We start from the raw sequence: 21,196 nt of genomic DNA, 5'->3' as shown, positions 1-21,196 counted from the left end.
GGGTTTCACGCCTTTGGAGTAGCTGGCCGCGTCGTGGCCGAAGCTCTCTTCATCAAAACGTCCGCCGACAGGGTGAGGGCCGTGTCCGCCTCCCGCGTGGCCGATCGGTCCCGGAACTCATACTCCTTGTCCATGGCCTCCAGATCGATCTTCCGGAGGGCCACCTCATGCTTGTCCACCTGCCGCTGCTTGAACAGGCCGAAAAGGTTTGTCACCACAGAACCGATAAGGCCAAAGGCCGAGCCCGTTAAAAGTTCAATCATCTGTAAAGCTCCTTGATCGTCAGTGTAAAAGGCTCTCGCTTAAGGGCCCGGTTGAAGGCAGACACCGCCATGCGGGAGCAGAGCACCGCCCTCTGGTTCCCCAAGGTCCCGGTGTACATCCCCAGGGCCACGCACCCCAGAAGGTGTGTCCGGAACCCCTTGGTCACATCCCCGCCGTAGTTGGCCGAGTGCATCTTGATGTGGGTCCGGCCCGGCACGTCCATCACCTGGTAGCACCACCCAAACTTCGGCGAATACACCCACCGCACCTCATAGATCCCGGCAGGGATGCAGGAGCGGTTCGGCCTGTTCTCCCGCCAGGGAAGCTCCAGGGTACGGTAGACGTTGCCGTCCGGTGCCATAATCACCCCGAAGGTCCCCTGGTCGCTGGTTTCCGTGCGAAGCAGAGAGAGCCTCACGCCTCCCCCTTCCCGGCCAGCACCAGGCCGCAGATCTTCAGGGAGGTGGCCCGGAGCCGGTCCAGCTCCGCCGGGAGCAGGGTCCGGGTGCCCTTCCGATAGCTGGGATCCCCACAAAGCCCACCGGGTCCCCGTCAAAGGAGAAGATCCCCACCAGATAAAAGGAGCGGACGCCCTGCTCCGCCAGGAACTGGTAAAGCCCGAAATCCCGCTCCCGACCGTCTCAAGGTCCGGGCAATGGATCTCCTTCATCTTCATCATCTCGGTGTTCCAGCTCGCAAAAAAGGAGTTGGGCAGGCTCTGCAAGGTCGTCATGAGGGGCGAGGCCCCCACCTGGACGCGCTCATGGGTGTTGCTGCACCGGTCAAAGTGAACCCCCACCGCGTTCTGGTTGCCGTTGTGATATTGAAAAACCGTGGCACGCTCGCAATCCAGATCGATGAGGAGGCCGTCCAGGGCGTCGTTGATCTGCTTGCCCGTCTCCATCTTGCCGAACAGCTCTTTCCGGAAGCTGCTCTTCAGCCGCTCCTGGATCCGAAGCTGCCAGCCGTTCCCGGCAAACAGCCCCAGGGCCAGGGTGGCAAGCCCCACCCAGGTTCCGTGGTTGGTCATGATCTTCGAGCAGACCTCAAAGGCCTTCCAGGTTGTTGCGTCCATCTCGTTCAAGCCCTTTCGGGGGAATGTCTACGCGTAGACATCTTGCCGCCTTATTCGTCCACGTCGAGGAGCTCACACTCCTTTACCGCTACCTCAGCCATCACAGGCCCCGCCGCTTTCAGGGCGATCAGCTCATCTGCAATGTCTTCAGGTACGGTCAGCACCTCACCGGGAGGATAGTATTCGCCCTCATGTTTCACGGTTTTCAGCAGGGATATTTCTTTGAGTTTGATTTTTTTACTCGCCACAGAATGCTCCTTTGATGGCCCCCGGCAACGCTGCCGGAGGCCTGTAAATGGGATAAAAGGGTCTACAGAACGTCCGCTTCCACAACCGCTTCCGGCTCCCAGAGAACCGGCAGGGGCCGGGACTCCACCAGGTTCCACAGCACGGAAGGGTCTTTCTCTTTCCAGTTCTTGGCGAAGAACTCGCCCACCACGTTGGCGTCCAGGTCCAGGATGTTGCCGAACTCGATGCTGATCCGGGCATCGGTGGCCACCATGTAGATCTTGTCCGCCTCGATGAGCTTCTGGGGTGCCCCGGAGGCGTCGTCAAAGGAGGATCCGTACCGGTAAATCTCAATGCCGCCCAGGTTGCCCATGTAGTTGGAGGACATCCCCAGGACCGGCTCGGCCGGCCTGATCGTCCTGGTCCTGTCCATCCACTCGTCCTTGGGCACCTTCTTCCGGAGCCACTTGGCCGCCTCGGTGCCGCAGATCATGATGGCGGCCCCGCGCCCGAGCTTGTCCACGATCATGTCGTTCCAGGACTGAATGTCGTTCAAGGGGTCGGCATCGGCGCCCATCCATTTGGATTCCCCGGTAAGCACCACCTTGTGGTCCTCGGGGATCTGGTAATCCACCTCAAAGGCAACGTTGTCCTGCTCCACGATGATCTTGCCGGTGAGGGCCTGGGCGCACATCCACTCCAGGGTGGTGAGGACCTTGTCCTTCAGCTCCTTCATGGACTTCATGATTTTGGACTGCTCCGCTTCCTCCACCGACTTCGGCCCGGAGGCATAAAAAGGCTGCCCTGCGCCGCGCTCGCCGCGAAGCTTCTTGGCGGTGAGGGGATCCTTCAAACGGATACGCGGGGTCTTCACCGAGCGCTGGGACCGGGTAGACCCGGACACGATCTTGCCGCCCTCCACGTCCGTCACAAAGGGGGCCAGCTTCCGGCCTCCCACGGTGATGTCCACGTCAATGGTGTCCGCTTCGTTGGTGTTCCTCTCTTTAAAGATCAGGTCCTGAAGCATCCGGGGCGGGGTCTTCAGCTGCTCCACCGCCCGTGTCAGTACTCTCCATGCAATTTCCATATGTTCCTCTATCCCTTATGATCAATGCCCCCAAGGGGGCCTATTTTACGTAAATGCCCACGGCCTGAAGCTGGGCCACCGCCGCCGCCTTCTGCACCGCCGTGATGCCCTCGGGCCAGGCCAGGCCCTCTGCCACGGCCTCCGCATGGGCCACGATGACGCACGGCTCATCGCTTGCCGTGGCGTCCACGTCTCCGGCCAGGATGGCCATGGCTGCCTGGGTGCCGTCGGATGCCGCCGGGGCCAGCCCGGTCAGCTTCTTGTCCGCCGTCACCTGCCCCAGGACCTCACCGGCCACATACACCCTGCCCTGCTTCAAGGTGCCGGACATCGTGATAACGGGATGGTCACCCCAGAAAGGCACGATCCTTGATCACATCCCCGTGCTTAATCATCTGCTGCATCGATCTTCTCTCCTCACGTTTAAAAGGGGTTTTCCGGCTACACCAGGGCAGCCAGGGCGGAAGCCTGCTTGTCCACATCCACGGTGGTCAGGTTGTCGGCTCCGGCCTCGGGCCTCACCCCATCGGAGTGCGCCGACTGAAGCCCGTCCAGGATCGCCTGACGGCTCGCCTTGTCTTTGCCGTCCGCGTCGGCCTCTTCCTGTTCGGCGGATGCCCCGGGCGTGCCCAGCACCTGGCCAAAGGCCTCGATCTGGGCCACGGTGGCCCCACTGCTCACCAGGGCGGTGAGCTTTGTGCCCTGCTCGTCCCCCACGACGGCAGAGACGATGCCCATGATCCGCTCGGATTCCGCTTTCACCTGGTCCGTCACGTCTTTCTGGGCAGCCTCCCTGCCTTCGCTGACTGCTTTGGTGTACAAATCGGGATGTTTTGCCTGAAACTCTCCGTACTCCATGACGAAGACCTCCTCTTTCTCTTTGATTCTGGTTAAAAAGGTGTCAAAGCTCTCCTCCACGCGATCAATGAGGCCAATCTCCAGGGCCTCCTGCGCCAGGAACACTTTTCCATCGGCCATGGCGAGGGCTTTGTCTGTGGACACGCCACGGTTCCGGGCGACGTCATCAATGAAATTGAGTGGTGCGTGAAGGATGACCCGGTGGAGCGGATGGACTCCTCGTCCAGGGGCTCCGAAGGGTTGCCCATGGCCTTGTATTTCCCGGCGGTGAGGTACGTCACCTTGTACCCGCCCTTCTCCTGGGCCTTGGACCGATCCACGTGCATGGCCCGAACCCCGATGCTGCCCACCTGGGCAGTGGAGGGTGCGGCAATCTCTTTTGCCGCCGAGGCAAGCCAATACGCCGCGCTGCACATCTGGCCGTCTGCATAGGCGTAGATGGGTTTTTCCAGGGCCGCCCGGTGGAGAAAGTCGGAAAGCTCTTTCACGCCGTCCACGTCCCCGCCGGGGGAGCCCACCTTAAAGCAGATCGCCTTCACCCCGGAGTCCCCAAGGGCCGTCTCCACCTGCTCGCGAATCTGCGCGTAGGTGCTCTCCCGATCCAGCCAGAAGTAGTACCTGGTCCGCTCTTTCTGAAGGGCCCCGGACACCCGGATCACCGCCACGGAGTCAATGACCTCAAGGTCCGCGCCCTCCCCGTCCGCATCGGCAAACATGGAGGCATCGATCTTGCCGGATTCCACCAGGGCCAAAATGGCCTCATAAGCATCCATGGTGATGGCCCAGGGCCGTCCATGCAGTCGCTCAGGCATTGGCACCCTCCTCTTCCTTTTCTGTCTCTTCAATCAAGGCATCCGCCGCGTCTGCCTTAGCTTTCTTCACAGCTGGGGTAGGCTCCTCAGGCAAGAGCCCGGCTGATTTCTCCTTCCGAATCTCTCGTGCGCGTTGATCAAGCACAACGTCCACATCCTGGCCGCTTTCCGCCAGAATGCCAGCAAGTGTATTGGTATTATTTTGAAGCTCCAGGTCGTGAGCCCTTGCTGTTTTAAGGGGGTCGATCTCGCCTCGTTTGGGGAATCCAGGATGACTCATGTTATAGGCATGACGTGCGTCGTACCAATCAGGGGATCCGGCAGGCAGGGTAATCATCCCCCGGAGCCACGCCTCTTCCAGGACCATCTCCCAGACCTTCTGACAAAATCGATCCACCAGCCACTTCTGGTAAAATTCAAAAACACGCCACGCTTCCATGAGGGCCGCCCGAGCGCTGGAATAATTGGTCTTTGAAAAATCCTTGGCCACAACCTCATAGGGCATCCCCACAGAAACACCGATCCCCCGAAGGATCCGCTCCACAAACTCTGGGAATGTGTTACCGGGTCGGTTGGACTCCAGAACCTTGGGTTCTTCTCCTGGGTTGCCGTAGATCATTGTCCCCGCAACCACATCCTGGTGGCGTGTGAGTTCACCGGCGGCCACTTCGTTTCCGTTCATGTCACGGCCCGAAGTCGCGTCTTCTGCATTTGGGGTTTTGATAAAGACGGGAAAGCTGGCCGCCACGATGGCGCCCACCAGCTCAAAATCAAGGTAGTCGTTCAGGTCCCGGAAGAACTTCATCCCGGGGCCAGAAGGGAGATCCCCCTCACCTGCTCATCCTCCTTTTTTACAAAGGAGTGGAACACGCCGGGCCGATGTCCCACCCTGGCAGGAACCTGGGCAAAGCTGGCCGAAGGAAGGCTGTAGGAGGTGTAGCCGTTATCCGGATTGGCAATCCAATAAGACGAGGGTCTCCCGTTCTCACCAAAAGCCACCCCATCACGGATGCTGGTGTCCTGAGTCAAATCGGAAGGCGTATACATCCGAAGGGGATTCACACACTGCAAGGCCAAGGAAAACGTCCGGCCCGGCTCATCTATCATCACCGGGATCCGCAGAAACTCCCCGTTCACCACCAAAGACTGAACCGAAAGAAACTGAATCTCCCAGAAAGCAAGCTGTCCACCGGCATCCGCTTCAGCTTCCCAAATGGAAAACGCCCACTCCGCCTGGGTCTGAAATGCTTCCGCCTGCTCTTCACTCCACCCCAGCAGCTTCCAATTGGGCCGGGACTGGGGCCGAAGCCCCGTCCCCACCACGCTCACCCCCATGCTGTCCGTAATATTCGCCGCATGGGGATCGTTGGCCACCAGGTCCTGAGCCCGAGACGCAATGGTGCTGCGCTCATAGGGCTCAGAATCCCGGTTCATCCGAGACGTCATCCAGTTGGCCAACGTCCCGGCAGTGCCCCCCCGCCTTCCGATGCACGCCGTAGGAGGTATTGGCCGCAACAGACGATGAGGACGAAAGAGGCCGATTATCCGGGCCATATAATAAAGGAGTCATCGAACGATCCTCCCCGTGACAAACTTCGGCCCAGCACCGGAAAGCAGCTTGCTCCGCTCCTGGTCCAGAAACACAAGGGTCTTCCGGATCTCATCGATGTCAGCCCGAACAAACTCCCGCTTGCCAAGCTTATAGGATTGGTTCGCAGCTATAGCGAGGAGTGCCTGCTTGAAAGCTGCGATCTGTTCGTCGAGTTCTTGTAGAGTGAAAATAGCCATGGGGAGACTATGGCATGGGGCGGGGGTGGGTGTCTGTTACGTGAGAGACGTGTGAGATGAGGGAGACGTGAGAGACACTTTATTTTGGAAAGCTACAGAAAAGGTGGTGTTGGGGTTGGGTTAACAAAATTTTGTCTACGTTTACGTACATATCTATAAGAGCAAAGAGAAACAACACGATAGCCATTTTGTACAATCGATTATAAACACAATTAACACATCACTCTCCAGGAATAATATAGGAAGATAGGTCTTTATCTTTACATGAACGGGGATGATAGATATAAACAGTACGGTAGATTAAAGGAAGGCAAATTCTCTTGATTTCCATCAATAAGACATTGGATATCTAAAATTAAAACCTAACCTTAAGGTATTAAAATGCGACATTATATAAGACGTCTGAATGGCAAAATTCCAAATTTACGTAAGGAAATTGACATCAGCTTAAATGGGTCAAACCTCATTATAACAGGTACAAATGGATCTGGTAAAACTTCACTATTAAAAGAGCTTTATAGAAAAACACACATCCTTATTGCAAATAAAAAACAAGCCGATACCCAACAAATTAATAATACTTTAAAAAGTCAAAGGGAACATCTAAAAACACAACAAAAAGGGACATCATATCACGATTCCACGATGAGAATAATAAATCGTTATCAAAAGGAGTTGGATACTATTACTAATGGTATCCAAATTGACTTTTACAATAATATCGAGTTTTCTTCACAGTATGATGATAAGATTGCTTTAATTAAATTATTCGAATCTACTCGTAATGCGAATATTTCTCCTGCTGAAACTGCACACGGATTAAAAAACAATCAAAATCTATTAGATAATATTTGGAAAAGTAATAATGCAGGAACTCATTTAGAACAGCACTTGGTTAACCTCCGAAACAGAAGGGCTTTAGCATTTGCGGAAGATAATGACACGGCGCTTTCGGAAAAGATAACTTCTTGGTTTGAACAATTTGAAACGAATCTTAAATTTCTTATGGAAGATGATACAACAAAATTGCATTTTGATTCTGACAGTCTTAAATTTACTATACTTCAAAAGGGAAAAGCGCCTTATACATTTCAAACGTTATCTTCAGGCTATATTGCTATTTTTGATATTTACGCTGATTTGTTGATGCGAACTGAATACTTCAAAATAACACCTCAAGAACTTGGTGGAACGGCATTTATCGATGAAATTGACGTACATCTTCATATTTCACTTCAAAGAAAAATTCTTCCTTTCCTTACATCTTCATTTCCGAATGTCCAATTTATAGTAACCACACACTCTCCTTTTGTAATTACTTCCGTTAAAGATTTTGTAATATATGATTTAAACACGAACACTTCAATCGACGAAGACTTATCTATATACTCTCATACTTCAATAACTGAAGGCCTACTTGGAACTAAAACCACATCCATAATACTCGATGATATCATAAATGATATATGCAAGATGGTCGATTCTCAGAAAATAGATTATACAAATCTTAAGAAATTGGTAAACAGTATCAAACCATTTGAAAACAACCTAGATAGTCGTTCTAAAGCGTATTATATGCTCGGCGTTAATGCATTGTTGGATCAGGAGTAATATTAATGTTTAACACAACCAGATCGCTACCCGCACCAACCTGTTTGAATGATGAACAATATAATACAGCTACAGTTGTAGAACTTCTTGAGCCAATGTTTCACGGCAAGTGCTATTTATGCGAACAAGATGAGTTATCAGCCCCAGAGATTGAACACTTTGATCCGCATAAGGGTGACAAGACTAAAATGTATGATTGGAATAACCTTTATTATGCCTGTGGGCGGTGCAACAGTATTAAAGGCACTAAACATACAAATCTATTAGATTGTTGTGATAATAGTATAGATGTATTTAAAGAAGTAAAGTGTTTGATGCCGAGTTATGCAGATGGGCCAATATCTGTAACATCGACTAATTCTTCGCCAGACATTAAAACAATAAACACAATTGGCCTCTTAGATAAATGTTACAATGAAACAAATACTCCACTAAGGGGAATTACTCGTTCATCATTAATGGAAAAACTGTTCAACCACTACTTTAATTTTCTCGATTATCGAAGGATAATAGTTGATAAAAGGTTTTCAGATGAAGAAAAAAAACATGCAAAAGGTCGACTTGAGGCGATGTTAAAGGTCTCATTCCCATTTTCTGTTTTTTGGCGTTGGCACTTGCTTAGTGATACTCCTTTGAAACGGAAAGTTGAGGATTTGGTTGATTTTTGATGAAAAAAAGGGGTCGCCAACTTCTTTTCATTGCTTCCCAATTTGTTAATCAGCGGTTTGAGGCCGAACTGGATAAAGGTCAAAAAGATTGTAATGCATTATAAAAAAGCCGGCCGTAGCAGATTATCACAATCCAGAGATTCTATATATCTTAAGGGGCTTGCCAGAATGTCCAATGTCAAGACGCGGCCCCTTTCCCTGAGATTAATAGAATAGCTATAAGTTCTCTTTGAGTTTATCAAAAGTATACAACAAGTACATACTTGTAAACCCTACAAAAATAAAAACAGAAAGCATAATTAGTGATGTAGTAGTAGATTTAGGTATACCTAGCATACTCGTAATCAATGTGTTAGAACAAAAAGAAATAAATGTCAATATTGCGAGACTTATTGTTGATAAGAAATTAATGGCCCCAGCCATAGTTTTTAATTCATACTTTCGGAAAATATCGAGACAAGTTGTAATAAAATCTAAAAAACTACTTAGATTTAAACCGGTCTTAACGACGAACACGAAAAGTTGTTTCACAAGCAAATAACAAAACCACATAAAGGCAATAATCACAATTGCTGTTAAAATTTTATCACACGTTTTCATTGAATAATAAGCATAAATTATTTTTTCAAAATCATTATAGTTCATTCAAATATCCCTGAATTTTATGAGAAATAACATAAACAATTAATGATATAATCATACCAATTCTGTACCAGCTAATGGTACTTAGGCTATAGTTAAAAAAAACATCTAAAACGAACGCTAAAGAAAAAAACAGAAAAAATGAAAGAGCAACCGAATTAAATCGTCTAATTCGTGAATTGTTTTTCACTTCATTTTGTAAGAAGTCTACCTTAGAAATTAGAGTACTATTTTGTAAAACTATTTCTTGTATGGCTTTAGGGGTTTCAGTAAAATGATCTTCTGCACTGGCAGTATGCCTGCCCACCATATCAATAACTCTATCAAGTTTGTCGCTAAGATCTGATACGGATGTAGGATTAGATCTATCTGAGACAATCCCTTCCACAACACCCTGGCTCTGTTCAACACGGATATAGTGCTGAGAATATGAATCATTGTGCAGGTATGGATTTAGATCTGAGATTTGAGTATAAATGCTATTTGAATTATCAGAATTATTATTCATTATTCAGTAAACCTAATAGGGGCTTGTTTGGCTTTTTTAATAGTTGCGTCGATGATTTTATCATATAACTCAAAGCTATTAATCTTAGAATCACCATTTAAGCGATTTTTACTTTTTAGCCCTAAACCTATAGATACACCCTTTTCTTCTGTAGTGGAGTTAGACCTATCTATTCTTAAGTAGGATGTACTTTTATTACTCTCAACAGGAGCTTTCAAATTATACTTAAGACTCTCGTAATGCCCTATCGAATAAGTATTGAGTAATTCACCACATTCTTCTTGAAACATGAATGATGATTGCGTTACCTTAGATGGTTTTTGTATATTCAAATACTTTTGAAAAAGACTTTCTTCAATATTATACTCTTTCTCTTTTAAGGGCAATTGAATTACTACATTTGATTCAATATTATCAATACTTATATTTGTGTCATTCTCTATATATTTAATTATTGGCAATGTATTTTTTGCTAAAGCATTTTTAATTATAGAAAAATCAGCATCCCTGAAATTAAAGAATATTTTAGCACGAACCATTGAAACCTCTAACCTTTTACTCGACCTTCTGCTTTGCAAAAAAAAACGAGGAATGTCAAGTGATGCGTTATCATTAACCTTAGTCGAAACAGCTTGACACCCATCAAATAGAGATGAAAATTTTTTTTCGAAATCATATATCATACGTTCAATATTTGGATAAGGTAAGTAACAAAAAGAAATCGTAACGTCCGTAATTCGAAAAGGCTCGAATAAGTTTTTTTTATATTCTGTAGTTGTCATGAGCACACTTTGATGAATAAAGGTTTACCTGTATAATGTAGTTTTTTTTTTCGAGTGAACAATTTATACTGTTGAACACAAAACGTTATTTAACTTTTGTTAAACTAAATAATTCCATATTAGAATTCAAGCATATAATTTTATATATGTAGTTTTTTCTTCTCTCCACAAACGCCTCAACGCTCCGCTCAATAACCCTTCTGTTCCCCGTGTAGTATCCCGTAATCCCCCCGCCTATAGCAGCCGATAAATATGAAACCGTGAACAAGGGATCATTTGAGCTGCTTCAATCACATTAACCGTTCGTTCTGCCATGCCTTTACCTCTTGCTATACCAGGCGGGTCGTTTTCGATTGCCTTGGGTTTTCGTGCATCTGCCTGTGGGGCTGATGTGGGTTCTGGTCTCGGAGTGGTTCTGGGGTTAGGGGCTAACGTTCTCTTCTCTTCAACCTTTGCCAAGAACCGAATGCTGGGAGCCCAGAACGAGTCGGCACAGGCAACAGCATAAGCCTCGCTGTCGAAAAGGTGGTAGTCCCGTCCTCCAATCTCTTTCCAGATGACCTTTTTGGACTTCTTGTCCCGGCGCTTCTCTTCGGCCAGAAACTGCTTGGCGTAGGCCAGGTCGGTTTCCGAGTGGAGGTAGAACCGCTGAGGGCCGTCAGGCTTGCCGATTTCGGCCCATCCTCTTTTCGGGCAAGCCGATAATGCAGAGGGTCTTTGGGCTGGTGGGTACCCAGGAGCCGAAGCTACAGGCCACCGGGAATGGGCTTGTTGCTTCGAGGTAACATGTACATGATCTTCACCTGTACCTTCTGGAACTGGGTCTTGGAAGCACCCTTGATCCCGAAGATTACCCCCCTGCTGTTGCCCCTCAGCCACTCGTAGACATCTTCCGTCCGAGTCCAGTCGTCATAGGCGTTCACATCGCCCCAATTGGAAAGCGTCCCGTACTGGGTGAACCAGCTTGTGAGGTCCTAGTCCCAGGCCATGACAACAAAGTAGAAGTTGCTCTTCTGAATGTCGATACCACAAGTGAGTGCCACTGCTTCCTTGGGCACGATACCCGAAGGAAGATCTGTTTTGTATTTCAAGAGTTTTGATTCATCGATGGTGGCCATCACCGGTTTATAGGGGACGGCCTTGTGCTGGGTGTCAAAGTCCATCATCTTGGCCGGAGGAAAAGAGGAAATGGGGTCGGGAAAAGGAATCACGTCTTGACATTTGCCCCCCCTTTCTCAATCTGAAATTATTGGATGTCTACGCGTAGACATCCCCTAAACCTCCGTCCTAGCCTCCTCCTTCCGCCTCTCCACGAACTCCTCCACACTCCGCTCAATCACCCGCAGCCCCCTCCGATTCCCAGTGTAGTACCCCTTGATTTCCCCAGCTTCCAGCAACCTGTACGCATGAGCCCGTGAACAAGAGATCATCTCTGCTGCTTCCATTACATTCACTGTTCGTTCAATCATCGTGTTACCTCTTGTTGTACCAGCTGGGCCGGTTTCGATTTCCTGTGATTCTTTGTCGGACGTCCTGGGCCTCTTGCTTGGGGGCCGGTTTTGGTTTGGGGGCGTTTTTCTTAGTCTCTTGGGCCTTGGCCAGGTACCGGATGCTGGGCGTCCAGGACGAGTCGGCGCAGGCGGCGGCGTAGACCTCGCAGTCCAGAAGGTGGTTGTCCCGGCCCCCGATCTGCTGCCACTTGATCTTACGTGTCTTCTTGTCCCGGCGCTTCTCTTCGGCCAGGAACTGCTTGGCGTAGGCCAGGTCGGTTTCCGAGTGGAGGTAGAACCGCTGGGCGTCGGCTGGCCTGCCGGTTTCGGGGTCTGCTTCTTTTCGGGCAAGCCGATAGTGCAGAAGGTCTTTGAGCTGGTGGGTGTCCAGGAGCCGCAGCTCCAGGCCGCCGGGGATTGGCTTGCTGCTCCGGGGCATCTTGTCCATGAGTTTCACCTGGACCTTCTGGAACTGGGTCTTGGAAGCGCCCTTGATCCCGAAGATCACGCCCCTGCTGTTGTCCCTGAGCCACTCGTAGGCCTCTTCGGTGCGGGTCCAGTCGTCATCGGCGTTGATGCCGCCGCCGGTGTCCAGGGCGGCCCGGAAGATCCCCTTGGTCTCCGTGGAGTCCTGGACCTCATATCGGGTGTTGAACACAAGGTTTTCCACATCGTCCCAGGTGGAGAGGGTTCCGTACTGGATGAGCCAGCTTGTGAGGTCCTTGTCCCAGGCCCTGACCACAAAATAGAAGTTGGTCTTCTGCATATCGATTCCGCAGGTGAGCGCCACAGCCTCCTTGGGAACGATACCCGGCGGAAGGTCGGTTTTGTGGTCCAGGAGTTTGGTTTCGTCGGTGGTGGCCATCACCGGTTTATAGGGAACGGCCTTGTGCTGGGTGTCGAAGGCCATCATTTTGGCCGGGTCCTGGAGGCCTTTCAGGAAGGCCGCGGCCACATCGGAGAGGCTCACAAAGGGAGAGTACCAGGACGGCAGGTGGTAGCCCACGGCCACAGGTCGATTGACCTCTTTTTCCGGTACCCATTTTCCCTCTTTCACGGCCCGGTTCCGGTCGATGTCGTCCCAATCCATGCCGCACTTCGTGCAAGTGTACCGGGCGGACTTTCGGCTGACCACGGTCTTGGGGTCTGCCTGGGAGCCTTTGGGCCAGTGGATGCTTGGGAACTCCATTTTCTGGAATGTGCCGCAAATGGGACACGGCACCTCGTAGTGGTGCATCAGCTCCACGTCTTCTGCCATGAGCCGGGAGAAAGCGTCCCCGTCTTCAGCCGGTGTGGAGAAATAGAGAATCTTCTTGGTGAAGGGGTAGGCGTTGGTCCTCACCTCGCCCAGGGAGATGGGGTCTGCCTCCTTCCCCGCGAACTCCGGGTATTTGCCGGGCTCGTCAAAGAAGAGGTACCGGACGGACTCCGAGGCCATCACCGCAGGGGAGGTGGCCCAGGCCATCATGATGTCCATGCCGTTGGTGAAGTTGATGGAGAGCGTGGAGACGTCATCAGCCTTTTGGCTCAGAAGCTCCGCAATTCTGGGGGTGGACTTCAGGGCCGGGAGGATCTGGCGCCTGCTGATTCTCTTCACCGCCTTTTCATCGGGCATCACATACATGGCAGGCCCAGGATCCTGATCCGCCGCATACTCCATGCAGTTGATGGCCACCTGGGTTTTCCCCGTCTGGGGGGCGAAGCATAAAAAGATCTTTTGAACCCAGGGGTGGTTCCAGGCGTCCATGGGCTCCACCAGGTAAGGGGTGAGGTCGTTGGTCCACTGCCCCTGGGCCGGGCCTTTGGAGACCCGCCGATGCCGTTCGGCCCACTGGGAGACGGTCACCTTCTCCTTTGCCTTGAAAATCCGGCGCTCGGCGTCGGTAAACTCGATGATTTCTGCTGTCATTTTGCGTCTTCTCCTTCCATATCCACCTTCAAAACTGGCCATTTTTTGGGCTCCGCATACCGCCCAAGAAACAGCTCCATCCGTTCCAGGCAATAATCGATGAGGTCCGCATTTTTGACTGTGTCCCCATCCACTCGCTTGATCATCTCCCCGGCGTTGGACCGGAAGAAGGTCTCCAGGTCGTTCCTGAAGATCGCCGCCCGTGCCGCCAGGTCCCCGTTGAAGAGATCCCGGTCGATGTACTGGCCCGACTCCACCAGGGTCTTCATCTCCCAATGCTTGGCCTGGGCTTTCGCCTTTCTGGTTTCAGCTTCCAGCTTTTCTTTCTGGAGCTGGCCCGCCTCCTCAGCCGGGCTGGTGCCGTCTTGTCTTTTCAGGTGAAGGGCTGCGTATTTTTCCACGTCCTTGATGTGGAACACCCCGTCCACCGCTTTTAACTTCCCCTCTTTCAAATGCCCGTAGACACTTGACTTTGAAACCTTCCACCCCTTGTCGTTCAGATACTCTGTCACGGCTAACGGGTTTGATAGTGTTGGAGTCGACATCTCTTCCGGCCCTTTTTTCTGTTGGCCGAGGTCATGCAAAGCTTTGTTGATCTGGTTTAAGGTACGGACATTTTCGGCGGTGGCCTCTTGCGCCACCCGGAGCTGGGCCTGCTGCTTTGCTTTAAGCAGCACCTTGAAATCCCGGTCGCTCAGCTCCCCTGCAATGTCGTTGATATCTCGCGTGTCTTTTTGTTCCGTCAAATCCGTACAACCTCAGCTTTTTTTCCGGTGAATTCTTCCCAACGCGTTACAATGACCTGGCAGTAATGGGTTCCCAGTTCCATGGTGCGGCATCGTCTGCCGGTACGTTCACATGCTATGAGGGTTGAACCGGAGCCGCCGAAGCAATCCAGGACAATCTCCCCCCGCTTTGATGAGTTGCGAATGGCCCGTTCGATGAGGGCCACCGGCTTCATGGTGGGGTGGTCGCTGCTCTTCAGCGGTTTGGCAACGTTCCATATGGAGGTGAGCGCATCCCCCCCCTGGAAAAGAAGCTCATAATCAGAAACCCGAACCACGATGTGCTGGATTCCATCCGTGAACGTTAAAATGGACTGGCCGTCTTCCTCTTTTTCGATTGTCATCAGGGAGTCACTCTCAGTGACGCTCTGTTGTTTTCTTCCCCCGAACCGACGGGCCGCGCCCGGCTTCCATCCGTAAAGGATGGGCTCATGCCTGCTGTGATAATCCTGCCTGCCGAGCACAAAGCCGTTCTTTACCCAGATGAGGCACTGCTTCTGGAGCCAGCCGGAGTTGGCCAGGGCCTCCCTGAAATTTTTCCACTCCGCGTCCGAATGACAAACGTAGATGCCGCCACCAGGGACAGTGTGCTCACACATGTTGGTAAACGCACCGAAGAGAAGGTCATAAAATTTCTGGTTGTTCAGGTTGTCGTTTTCAATTTTCAGCTTCTTCTCGGTGCCGCCTGTGTAATCCACGTTGTAAGGTGGATCGGTGAACACCATGTGGGCCGACTCGCCATCCATGAGCTTTAAGAAATCTTCATGCTCCACGGCATTCCCGCAGAGAAGCCGGTGCTCACCCAGAATCCAGAGGTCCCCGGCCTGGCAACGGGATTCTGCGACCTCGTCCACCTCGGGCACAGCATCGGGATCCGTCTGGCCGGATTCCAGGAGCAGGTCCCCGATGAGGTGATCAATCTCCGAGCAGTCGAACCCGGTGGCTTCAAGGTCAAAGTCGAGATCCGCCAGTTCCTTCAGCTCCAGGGCGATCTCGTCCAGATTGAAATCGGACTCCGCCACTTTGTTGTCCGCAATGCGGAAGGCCCGGATCTGCTCCGGGGTCAGGTCCGCCACGCGGATGCAGGGGACGGTTGCCATTCCAAGCTGCTGAGCAGCCAAAAGCCTTCCCTCACCAGAAATGATAACCAGGTCATCATCCACCAGGAGCGGGATGCGAAACCCGAAGACCTCGATCGACGAGCAGATCTTTTCAACCTGGCCCTTGGGATGGTTCTTTAGGTTCCGGACGTAAGGAACGAGCGTCTCGACTTCTAAAAATTCAATGTGCATGAATCAGACTTTCAACTTCTTTGAGTGTTTCAAACTTCAGTCGCCACATACGAACCGTATTGGGATGGTTCCGGACGAGCCGTGCTGTTTCTGTGTTCGAGAACCCGGCCTCAAGGAGGAAGGCCAAAAGCACCAGCTCCGTGAAGCTCTGTTGACTCCGGGCCAGAAACGTACCCGTAAGCGCTGTAAAGAATTTCCCGCAGGCCGGGCAGGTCAGACGAAGGCCGCTCCAGAAACGTTGCAGCCGATTGTCACCTTCGATTTCCGCCCCGCATCCGGGACAAAAGACACCGGCGGGATGAAGCCGCCGCAGAACCCAGTCCTGGCAAAACCCGGCATCCAGAAACTCAGGCCCGAAGGCCGCCAGGGCGTCTGCTGCCGTGAAGGTTGCCGGTGTGCCGGGGTTGATTGCCGTTGCTGTGTTTTCAGTGGTTTCCATTTTTCCAGCTCGTTTTAAAATTTAAGTGCGAAGAACTATCGCGCTCATTCGTACCCGCATGGGGCAAAGCCTGAGAAGGACCCAAGCCGCTTGGGCCTCTTCGGCCCCCCTTCCCTCACCGGTCAACCCGGTCAACCCCGGTCAAACGATACGGTCAGGGGTTAAGTCCCTGAATTCTTTTATTTGGTCAGGGTGGTCAGCCCTTTTTTTCAGAAAACAGAAAACTTTTCAGGGGGCCTCTTAACGCCTGCACACGCAATATGTGGCGTGGAGGGCTGACCGGGTTGACCACCCCACCTATCAACCTGACTTTACAGCGGATATCCGGTCAGGGGTCCGAGCGTCAGGGTTGACCAACCCCTGACCAGGGGCTGACCACTTCGAGGCCTTGAAGGCGCCCTGTCTGCACTCAAGGGGTGCGGGGATCGAGGGCCGCATCATGAGATAATCTTCAGGGAGATGTTCTTGACGCATTGCACCCTCTTTTTGCCGTCACGGGCTCGATACTGAGCCAGACAATCAATGGCCTGGTACAGCTCCCGGAAGAAGTTGTCGTAGTTCATGGGGGCAAAATTGCGCGCCCGTGACCACTCGGTATAGCTGCCGAAGAGCTTGTCTTTTGACGTGTATCCCGCCGACTCGCCCACATCGCACCGGTCCTCCACGTAGCTCAGGATCGGGTTGTTGCTGAACTTGTATTCCATGAGCAGGTCGTCGGTTTCCTGGCATCGGGTAAAGCCGCCTTGCTTGCGCAGGCAATGGAGGCCTTCAAGGGACCATGCGAAGATCTGGGACAGCTCCCCCAGGAGCTTCTCTTCAAGCTCTGTGTCGGCGTCTTTGCCCAGGAATTGCCGCTTGAACTGGATAGGCAACACCCGCCTGAAGAAGCCGTCCGAGTTGTCCAGGACGCGGGGTTTCTTGTTGGCCGCGAAGATCAGCTTGCAATAGGGCGTAAAGTCAAAGGCGTCCTGGTGCTTGAAGGCCGCCGTGATGGGATCCCCGGTGACGATGGCCTTGAAAAAGGGGCTGTCCAAGGCCTTGGCCCCCACCTCCGTGCTGATGTTCAGCAGCTTGTTGTAGAGGCTGGACCGCAGGAACTGGTCCTCAAGGTCCGCAAATCCGATGGAAGAGCAGTTCTGGATGCCCACCATGTGACGCAGGATCTTGATCACCGTGGACTTGCCGTCCGCCCCCGGCCCGAAGAGAAAAAGGGCTTTGCCGTAGCGGGTGTCCCGGGTGAGGCAGTATCCGAAGAACTCCTGGAGCTGGTCGATGACCGCCGGGTTCTGGATCGTCTCCTCCAGAAACTGAAACCACCGCTCGGGCTGGGCCTTGTTGTGGCCGTCGTAGTCGATGGGGAGGCAGCAGGTACTGTAATAGCTCACGTGGTGAGGCCGGGTTTGAAGGGTTTCTAAATTTAGCATGCTGCTTTCAAGGCACACCCAATCGTCCTGATCGTTCACCGCCCTGCCGTGGGGAATGGTGCTGAGCATCCGCGCCTGAAGGGCCGCATCGCTCACCCGGTTGGCCTTGGACTCTTCCCCAAGCAGCTTGATGCACCGCTTCTTGACGTGGTCCTCCTTGAAGACCACCCAGTGGGTCTTCTCCCACTTGTAGAGAAGGCCCGTCTCCGGGTCATTCAGAAGCGAAAGATCCTGGAGGATCCGCTCCGCCAAGAGCCGGGGCTTGAAGGAGAGCCGGTCCCCTACCCCATATGAAAAAAAATCCCGGGCGCAGGAGATCTCCCCGGAGTCCTTCATGACGTAGGGCTCGGCATGGTCGATGAGGTTTTGCAGGTCGTCAGAGGTCTGGCCGTGCTTGGCAAAAAAGTCGGTGAGGTCCTCCCCGTGCTTCTCAGGCCACTGTCCGTCGTCGCGCCGCCCCATGAAGCCGGGCCAGTTGATGAGCTTCAGGGTCCGGCTCACGGTGTAGAGGTTCTGACAGGAGACGTCCCCGTAGGTCATGCCCGGTTGGTCGCAATCCCGGGCCACGATGATGTCCCGGTCCAGAAGCTGGTTCAGGTGAGCTTGCGCCCACTTCTTCGGCTTGGTGGTGTTGGCAATGGGGTTGAACCCCATGGAGAGCGCGCACACCACGTCGGTGATGCCCTCCACGTAGAGGACGGGCCCTTCCTTAAGGGGGGCCGGGGGAAACAGCCGGGTCTGGCCGAAGCCTTTGGCCCAGGAGACCATCTTGTATTCGGACGCCCCGGGCTTGTAGAGGATGATGTTCACCAGCTCCCCGTCTTCATGGATGGGGAAGGCGATCTTCCGCCACTCCGGGTTTCTGATATAAACCAGCTCCCCTGTCTTGCTGTCCTGACGGTGGGTCTGCATGCGAAGGCCCAGGGCCTCGATGGCCTCCCGGGTCCACATGCGGGTCTGGGCCAGGCGCTCCACCCAGGAATCGGGCAGGGGCGGAAACTTGGCCCAGGCTTCCCGCATGGTGGTGTAATCAAGGGCGTCCGCTTCGGGCTCTGCCTTGGCTTTTGTTTTTGGTTTGGGTTGGTGGGGCGTCGGGGATCCGGCAGACGCGTTGCGGTCGGTCTCAATACCGTATTCATTCAAAAAGGCCTTAAACCCATCCTTGGCGTCCAGGCCACGGCACAGGCTGTACAGCTTCACCAGGTCGCCGCTTGCCTGACACCCAAGGCAGTGGTAAACGTCTTTTTTCACATTGTAACTGAAGGAGGGATTCGTTTCCTCATGAATGGGGCACAGGCCCCGAAGTTCCGCCTCAGTTGATGCTTTTGCGTCCACACAGAACAGCGATTTTGCAATGTCGGCCCTTTGGGCTTCAGTCAACTTATCCAGGGCGATACCCATATCAATTAAGCCTTTCCAACAACACAACTTTTCTCTTGTTCAGAGCAGAATCGTGTGTTAAATATTCCTTACGTTTTTAGTACACTTTTAGGGCCTCGACAGTGCCAGCTGTCGGGGCCTTTTCTTTTGCCTCTTGTTCAAATGAAATCCACCGCTTCTCAGTCAAGCGGCCTTCTCCTTACTTACCCGCCCCAAAATCAACGCCTCCAGCTCGTCCAGCTCCCTGCGGCACTGCTTAAAGCTCGCCAGCAGTTCAAGCTGGGCATTTTTGGTGGGCTTACCGTTGGTCATCAACTCCTGGGCCTTCTCCCGAAGCGTCGAAATAGCCGACACCACGTCAAAAGACTCCTTGTCCCAGTTATCCGTGGGGCAGAAGACATCCTCCTTCGTGACCAGGCTCATGCCTTCCGGCTCCAGATACCTCATCAAAAACGGATCTTCCGTCACCGCCACCACCGCCTTTAAAAGGCGAAGGTTCATCTTGATTCGGCCTGCCAGGTAGTCGTAAATGGTCGCCTCTGAAAGAGACATCCGCTCTGCGATCTGCTTGACCACCTCCGACTTCAAGCAACGGTGCTTCACCGCTGCATTGGCTTCGTTGGTGATCTCATCACGCTCCGTGTCACCTAAAACCATTCCCAAAACCTCCTGAAAAATTTCTGTAGTCCTTGATGCGATCTCCTCATACAAAGAGGTGATAAAGAGTAGAAATCCGTACACGAGACATCAACACACTCTCGCAGAATCCATCTCAAGCCACCTCGAATTGGAGGCAATCATCAAACGTCAAACAATCACTCAACACCCTTTAGTTGCTTCCAGGGATCACCGTACTTGTCAGGCCAAATCCACTTGCCACGTTCGATACCGGTAATGGACTCAAGCTTTTCCGCAAGCTTGGGGGATATGAAAGTGAGTCCGGCCTTTGCCTTATAAAGGGTTGTTGGATGCACCCCGGCTCTTTTTGATAGTGTCGTGATTTTCATAATCGAGAGATTATAGATTTATAATCCATATGTCAAGAGAGCTACAATGGATTGATAAATATAGAATATGATTCTATAAGACAGTATTATGAAAAATGATTCTGAAATAATCAAAGAAGAGGTGGGTTTACGCCTTGAAAAGCTGTTCAAACAGAGGAAGATCTCAAAGGCAGAAATTCAACGTCGCTTGGGACTTAAGAGCTGGGACACCGTCCATAAATGGACCAAAGGCAAATACATCCCAAAGGGCAAAAACCTGACTCAACTTGCAGACATATTGGACGTTTCAACGGATTACATTTTGCTTGGCAAGGGAGGAGAGGAGAGCGGCCCCTTCCCCAGGTATGATGAGATCATGAAACTACCCATTGAAGAGCGCGCATGGTCCATCGCCAGGGTGGCTGCTGAACGTTATGGCATTACAGGCTTCATGTCTTTTGCCGGTGGGCGTGACGCGAAGGAAAAACCAGAGCTGATTCAACGATTCATGAAAGGAGAGTTTACCGAGGAGGGCTTTTACAAGGAGGCGTGCAGCTTCTTTGAAGAGATGGAAAAAAGAATCAAGGATGAATTTGCAAAACGGGGATTTTAGTGGGATCCATCTATAGACAGATTTTTGATCTTGAAACACACTGGCAAGGCTTCAATAAAAAACCTTTCTCAAAAAACGACCTGATCGAACTGGCAGAGCGAAACGGCATCGTGGTACTCAAGGACCACTCCGTGAAAAACGCCTGCGTCTTCCACTATGATGGGAAAAAGGTCGTTTTGTACAACCCTCACCAGCCGGACATTGACTTTACCCTATCCATAGGCCACGAGCTGGGCCACATCGGCCTCGGCCATGTCTACCCACACAATGCACCACTCCATGCAAACTTCTTCAGCAACGCCAGTATTGAAAAAGATGCAGGGATTATCGGATTTCTTTTCTGGGCGCCTTCGGCGGATTTGCACCAAATGGATAGTGAAGGTCGCCTCAACCTCGAAGAAATTTATAACAATTGCAAGGATTATCGTTACGGGGATATCAACGGGGCAAATCTTGAAAAAATCTGCGCAGCAAGGTTAAGAATTTACGATGCATTAAAGCGTATTAGAATCATCTCGCATTGTTTGATTTAGCGTCATAACCCTTAACTGTATT

General features: G+C 51.9%; 24 protein-coding genes and 1 pseudogene. 4 read left to right on the top strand and 21 right to left on the bottom strand.

Annotation, left to right across the window (positions count from 1 at the left end; genetic code table 11):
* Positions 1–5 precede the first annotated feature (5 nt).
* The 9 genes and pseudogenes from ACOYW2_RS29570 to ACOYW2_RS29530 form a co-directional block, all read right to left on the bottom strand.
* The gene (locus tag ACOYW2_RS29570; protein WP_482768933.1) at positions 6–263 is read right to left on the bottom strand and encodes a hypothetical protein; all 258 of its coding nucleotides are present in this window, start codon (positions 261–263) and stop codon (positions 6–8) included.
* On the bottom strand, positions 260–1,339 hold the full coding sequence (locus ACOYW2_RS29565) for a DUF5675 family protein (protein ID WP_482768932.1): 1,080 nt from the start codon (positions 1,337–1,339) through the stop codon (positions 260–262). Before ACOYW2_RS29565 ends, ACOYW2_RS29570 begins: the two co-directional genes overlap by 4 nt.
* A 50-nt stretch (positions 1,340–1,389) precedes the next feature.
* On the bottom strand, positions 1,390–1,587 hold the full coding sequence (locus tag ACOYW2_RS29560; protein ID WP_482418977.1) for a DUF7210 family protein: 198 nt from the start codon (positions 1,585–1,587) through the stop codon (positions 1,390–1,392).
* 62 nt (positions 1,588–1,649) lie between these two features.
* Positions 1,650–2,654, bottom strand: a complete 1,005-nt coding sequence (locus ACOYW2_RS29555) for a major capsid protein (RefSeq protein WP_482768931.1) — start codon at positions 2,652–2,654, stop codon at positions 1,650–1,652.
* Positions 2,655–2,694: 40 nt separating this feature from the next.
* The gene (locus ACOYW2_RS29550; protein WP_482768930.1) at positions 2,695–3,018 is read right to left on the bottom strand and encodes a head decoration protein; all 324 of its coding nucleotides are present in this window, start codon (positions 3,016–3,018) and stop codon (positions 2,695–2,697) included.
* 77 nt (positions 3,019–3,095) lie between these two features.
* Entirely contained in the window at positions 3,096–3,632 is a 537-nt protein-coding gene (locus tag ACOYW2_RS29545; protein WP_482768929.1) for a hypothetical protein, read from the bottom strand.
* On the bottom strand, positions 3,545–4,324 hold the full coding sequence (locus tag ACOYW2_RS29540; protein ID WP_482768928.1) for a S49 family peptidase: 780 nt from the start codon (positions 4,322–4,324) through the stop codon (positions 3,545–3,547). The genes ACOYW2_RS29545 and ACOYW2_RS29540 overlap by 88 nt, the downstream gene beginning before the upstream one ends.
* Positions 4,317–5,758: pseudogene (locus ACOYW2_RS29535) on the bottom strand (phage portal protein). The gene ACOYW2_RS29540 and the pseudogene ACOYW2_RS29535 overlap by 8 nt, the downstream one beginning before the upstream one ends.
* Before the next feature lie 132 nt (positions 5,759–5,890).
* Positions 5,891–6,112 carry a DUF6148 family protein gene (locus ACOYW2_RS29530; RefSeq protein ID WP_092216030.1) on the bottom strand — a complete coding sequence of 74 codons (222 nt, stop codon included), beginning with the start codon at positions 6,110–6,112 and terminating at the stop codon, positions 5,891–5,893.
* 381 nt (positions 6,113–6,493) lie between these two features.
* Here ACOYW2_RS29530 and ACOYW2_RS29525 point away from each other — a divergent pair, with 381 nt between their 5' ends.
* Both ACOYW2_RS29525 and ACOYW2_RS29520 read left to right on the top strand, forming a co-directional pair.
* Positions 6,494–7,723 carry an AAA family ATPase gene (locus ACOYW2_RS29525; RefSeq protein ID WP_482768927.1) on the top strand — a complete coding sequence of 410 codons (1,230 nt, stop codon included), beginning with the start codon at positions 6,494–6,496 and terminating at the stop codon, positions 7,721–7,723.
* A gap of 5 nt (positions 7,724–7,728) precedes the next feature.
* Positions 7,729–8,391 carry an HNH endonuclease family protein gene (locus ACOYW2_RS29520; RefSeq protein WP_482768926.1) on the top strand — a complete coding sequence of 221 codons (663 nt, stop codon included), beginning with the start codon at positions 7,729–7,731 and terminating at the stop codon, positions 8,389–8,391.
* Positions 8,392–9,025: 634 nt separating this feature from the next.
* On the opposite strand, the gene ACOYW2_RS29515 is transcribed toward ACOYW2_RS29520, so the two are convergent.
* The 12 genes from ACOYW2_RS29515 to ACOYW2_RS29460 all read right to left on the bottom strand — a co-directional run bounded on the left by ACOYW2_RS29515 (position 9,026) and on the right by ACOYW2_RS29460 (position 19,699).
* A complete protein-coding gene (locus ACOYW2_RS29515; RefSeq protein WP_482421155.1) occupies positions 9,026–9,541 on the bottom strand; it encodes a hypothetical protein in 516 nt (171 codons plus the stop codon).
* On the bottom strand, positions 9,541–10,323 hold the full coding sequence (locus ACOYW2_RS29510; protein WP_482768925.1) for a hypothetical protein: 783 nt from the start codon (positions 10,321–10,323) through the stop codon (positions 9,541–9,543). The genes ACOYW2_RS29515 and ACOYW2_RS29510 overlap by 1 nt, the downstream gene beginning before the upstream one ends.
* 234 nt (positions 10,324–10,557) lie before the next feature.
* Entirely contained in the window at positions 10,558–10,995 is a 438-nt protein-coding gene (locus tag ACOYW2_RS29505) for a terminase gpA endonuclease subunit (protein WP_482771105.1), read from the bottom strand.
* Between the two features lie 74 nt (positions 10,996–11,069).
* Complete coding sequence (locus ACOYW2_RS29500) at positions 11,070–11,246, bottom strand: hypothetical protein (RefSeq protein ID WP_482771115.1); 177 nt, start codon at positions 11,244–11,246, stop codon at positions 11,070–11,072.
* 51 nt (positions 11,247–11,297) lie between these two features.
* Positions 11,298–11,534, bottom strand: coding sequence for a terminase gpA endonuclease subunit (locus ACOYW2_RS29495; protein ID WP_482768924.1), 237 nt, complete (start codon positions 11,532–11,534; stop codon positions 11,298–11,300).
* Positions 11,535–11,597: 63 nt separating this feature from the next.
* Entirely contained in the window at positions 11,598–11,792 is a 195-nt protein-coding gene (locus ACOYW2_RS29490) for a helix-turn-helix domain-containing protein (RefSeq protein WP_482768923.1), read from the bottom strand.
* 4 nt (positions 11,793–11,796) lie between these two features.
* Positions 11,797–13,722, bottom strand: coding sequence for a terminase gpA endonuclease subunit (locus tag ACOYW2_RS29485; protein ID WP_482768922.1), 1,926 nt, complete (start codon positions 13,720–13,722; stop codon positions 11,797–11,799).
* Positions 13,719–14,468: a hypothetical protein gene (locus ACOYW2_RS29480; protein ID WP_482768921.1), complete on the bottom strand. Its 750-nt coding sequence runs from the start codon at positions 14,466–14,468 to the stop codon at positions 13,719–13,721. The genes ACOYW2_RS29485 and ACOYW2_RS29480 overlap by 4 nt, the downstream gene beginning before the upstream one ends.
* The gene (locus tag ACOYW2_RS29475; RefSeq protein ID WP_482768920.1) at positions 14,465–15,799 is read right to left on the bottom strand and encodes a site-specific DNA-methyltransferase; all 1,335 of its coding nucleotides are present in this window, start codon (positions 15,797–15,799) and stop codon (positions 14,465–14,467) included. The genes ACOYW2_RS29480 and ACOYW2_RS29475 overlap by 4 nt, the downstream gene beginning before the upstream one ends.
* Positions 15,789–16,238 (bottom strand): transposase, encoded by a 450-nt coding sequence (locus ACOYW2_RS29470; protein ID WP_482768919.1) that lies wholly within the window; start codon positions 16,236–16,238, stop codon positions 15,789–15,791. The genes ACOYW2_RS29475 and ACOYW2_RS29470 overlap by 11 nt, the downstream gene beginning before the upstream one ends.
* 437 nt (positions 16,239–16,675) lie before the next feature.
* Positions 16,676–19,063 (bottom strand): phage/plasmid primase, P4 family, encoded by a 2,388-nt coding sequence (locus ACOYW2_RS29465; protein WP_482768918.1) that lies wholly within the window; start codon positions 19,061–19,063, stop codon positions 16,676–16,678.
* Between the two features lie 162 nt (positions 19,064–19,225).
* Positions 19,226–19,699 (bottom strand): hypothetical protein, encoded by a 474-nt coding sequence (locus ACOYW2_RS29460; RefSeq protein WP_482768917.1) that lies wholly within the window; start codon positions 19,697–19,699, stop codon positions 19,226–19,228.
* 438 nt (positions 19,700–20,137) lie between these two features.
* Between ACOYW2_RS29460 and ACOYW2_RS29455 the strand changes: the two genes are divergently transcribed.
* Both ACOYW2_RS29455 and ACOYW2_RS29450 read left to right on the top strand, forming a co-directional pair.
* The gene (locus tag ACOYW2_RS29455; RefSeq protein WP_482768916.1) at positions 20,138–20,641 is read left to right on the top strand and encodes a helix-turn-helix domain-containing protein; all 504 of its coding nucleotides are present in this window, start codon (positions 20,138–20,140) and stop codon (positions 20,639–20,641) included.
* Complete coding sequence (locus ACOYW2_RS29450) at positions 20,641–21,174, top strand: ImmA/IrrE family metallo-endopeptidase (protein WP_482768915.1); 534 nt, start codon at positions 20,641–20,643, stop codon at positions 21,172–21,174. Before ACOYW2_RS29455 ends, ACOYW2_RS29450 begins: the two co-directional genes overlap by 1 nt.
* Positions 21,175–21,196: the final 22 nt, after the last annotated feature.

Source organism: Desulfoluna sp. CLI2B (assembly GCF_056847375.1).
This window is presented reverse-complemented; position numbering and strand designations above follow the sequence as displayed.

Excerpts from the sequence above, each read along its gene's own strand:
- ACOYW2_RS29570 (WP_482768933.1), bottom strand. The coding sequence starts at position 263 with ATGATTGAACTTTTAACGGGCTCGGCCTTTGGCCTTATCGGTTCTGTG.
- ACOYW2_RS29565 (WP_482768932.1), bottom strand. The coding sequence starts at position 1,339 with ATGGACGCAACAACCTGGAAGGCCTTTGAGGTCTGCTCGAAGATCATG.
- ACOYW2_RS29555 (WP_482768931.1), bottom strand. The coding sequence starts at position 2,654 with ATGGAAATTGCATGGAGAGTACTGACACGGGCGGTGGAGCAGCTGAAG.
- ACOYW2_RS29545 (WP_482768929.1), bottom strand. The coding sequence starts at position 3,632 with ATGGCCGATGGAAAAGTGTTCCTGGCGCAGGAGGCCCTGGAGATTGGC.
- ACOYW2_RS29540 (WP_482768928.1), bottom strand. The coding sequence starts at position 4,324 with ATGCCTGAGCGACTGCATGGACGGCCCTGGGCCATCACCATGGATGCT.
- ACOYW2_RS29530 (WP_092216030.1), bottom strand. The coding sequence starts at position 6,112 with ATGGCTATTTTCACTCTACAAGAACTCGACGAACAGATCGCAGCTTTC.
- ACOYW2_RS29525 (WP_482768927.1), top strand. The coding sequence starts at position 6,494 with ATGCGACATTATATAAGACGTCTGAATGGCAAAATTCCAAATTTACGT.
- ACOYW2_RS29520 (WP_482768926.1), top strand. The coding sequence starts at position 7,729 with ATGTTTAACACAACCAGATCGCTACCCGCACCAACCTGTTTGAATGAT.
- ACOYW2_RS29515 (WP_482421155.1), bottom strand. The coding sequence starts at position 9,541 with ATGAATAATAATTCTGATAATTCAAATAGCATTTATACTCAAATCTCA.
- ACOYW2_RS29510 (WP_482768925.1), bottom strand. The coding sequence starts at position 10,323 with ATGACAACTACAGAATATAAAAAAAACTTATTCGAGCCTTTTCGAATT.
- ACOYW2_RS29490 (WP_482768923.1), bottom strand. The coding sequence starts at position 11,792 with ATGATTGAACGAACAGTGAATGTAATGGAAGCAGCAGAGATGATCTCT.
- ACOYW2_RS29485 (WP_482768922.1), bottom strand. The coding sequence starts at position 13,722 with ATGACAGCAGAAATCATCGAGTTTACCGACGCCGAGCGCCGGATTTTC.
- ACOYW2_RS29475 (WP_482768920.1), bottom strand. The coding sequence starts at position 15,799 with ATGCACATTGAATTTTTAGAAGTCGAGACGCTCGTTCCTTACGTCCGG.
- ACOYW2_RS29470 (WP_482768919.1), bottom strand. The coding sequence starts at position 16,238 with ATGGAAACCACTGAAAACACAGCAACGGCAATCAACCCCGGCACACCG.
- ACOYW2_RS29465 (WP_482768918.1), bottom strand. The coding sequence starts at position 19,063 with ATGGGTATCGCCCTGGATAAGTTGACTGAAGCCCAAAGGGCCGACATT.
- ACOYW2_RS29460 (WP_482768917.1), bottom strand. The coding sequence starts at position 19,699 with ATGGTTTTAGGTGACACGGAGCGTGATGAGATCACCAACGAAGCCAAT.
- ACOYW2_RS29455 (WP_482768916.1), top strand. The coding sequence starts at position 20,138 with ATGAAAAATGATTCTGAAATAATCAAAGAAGAGGTGGGTTTACGCCTT.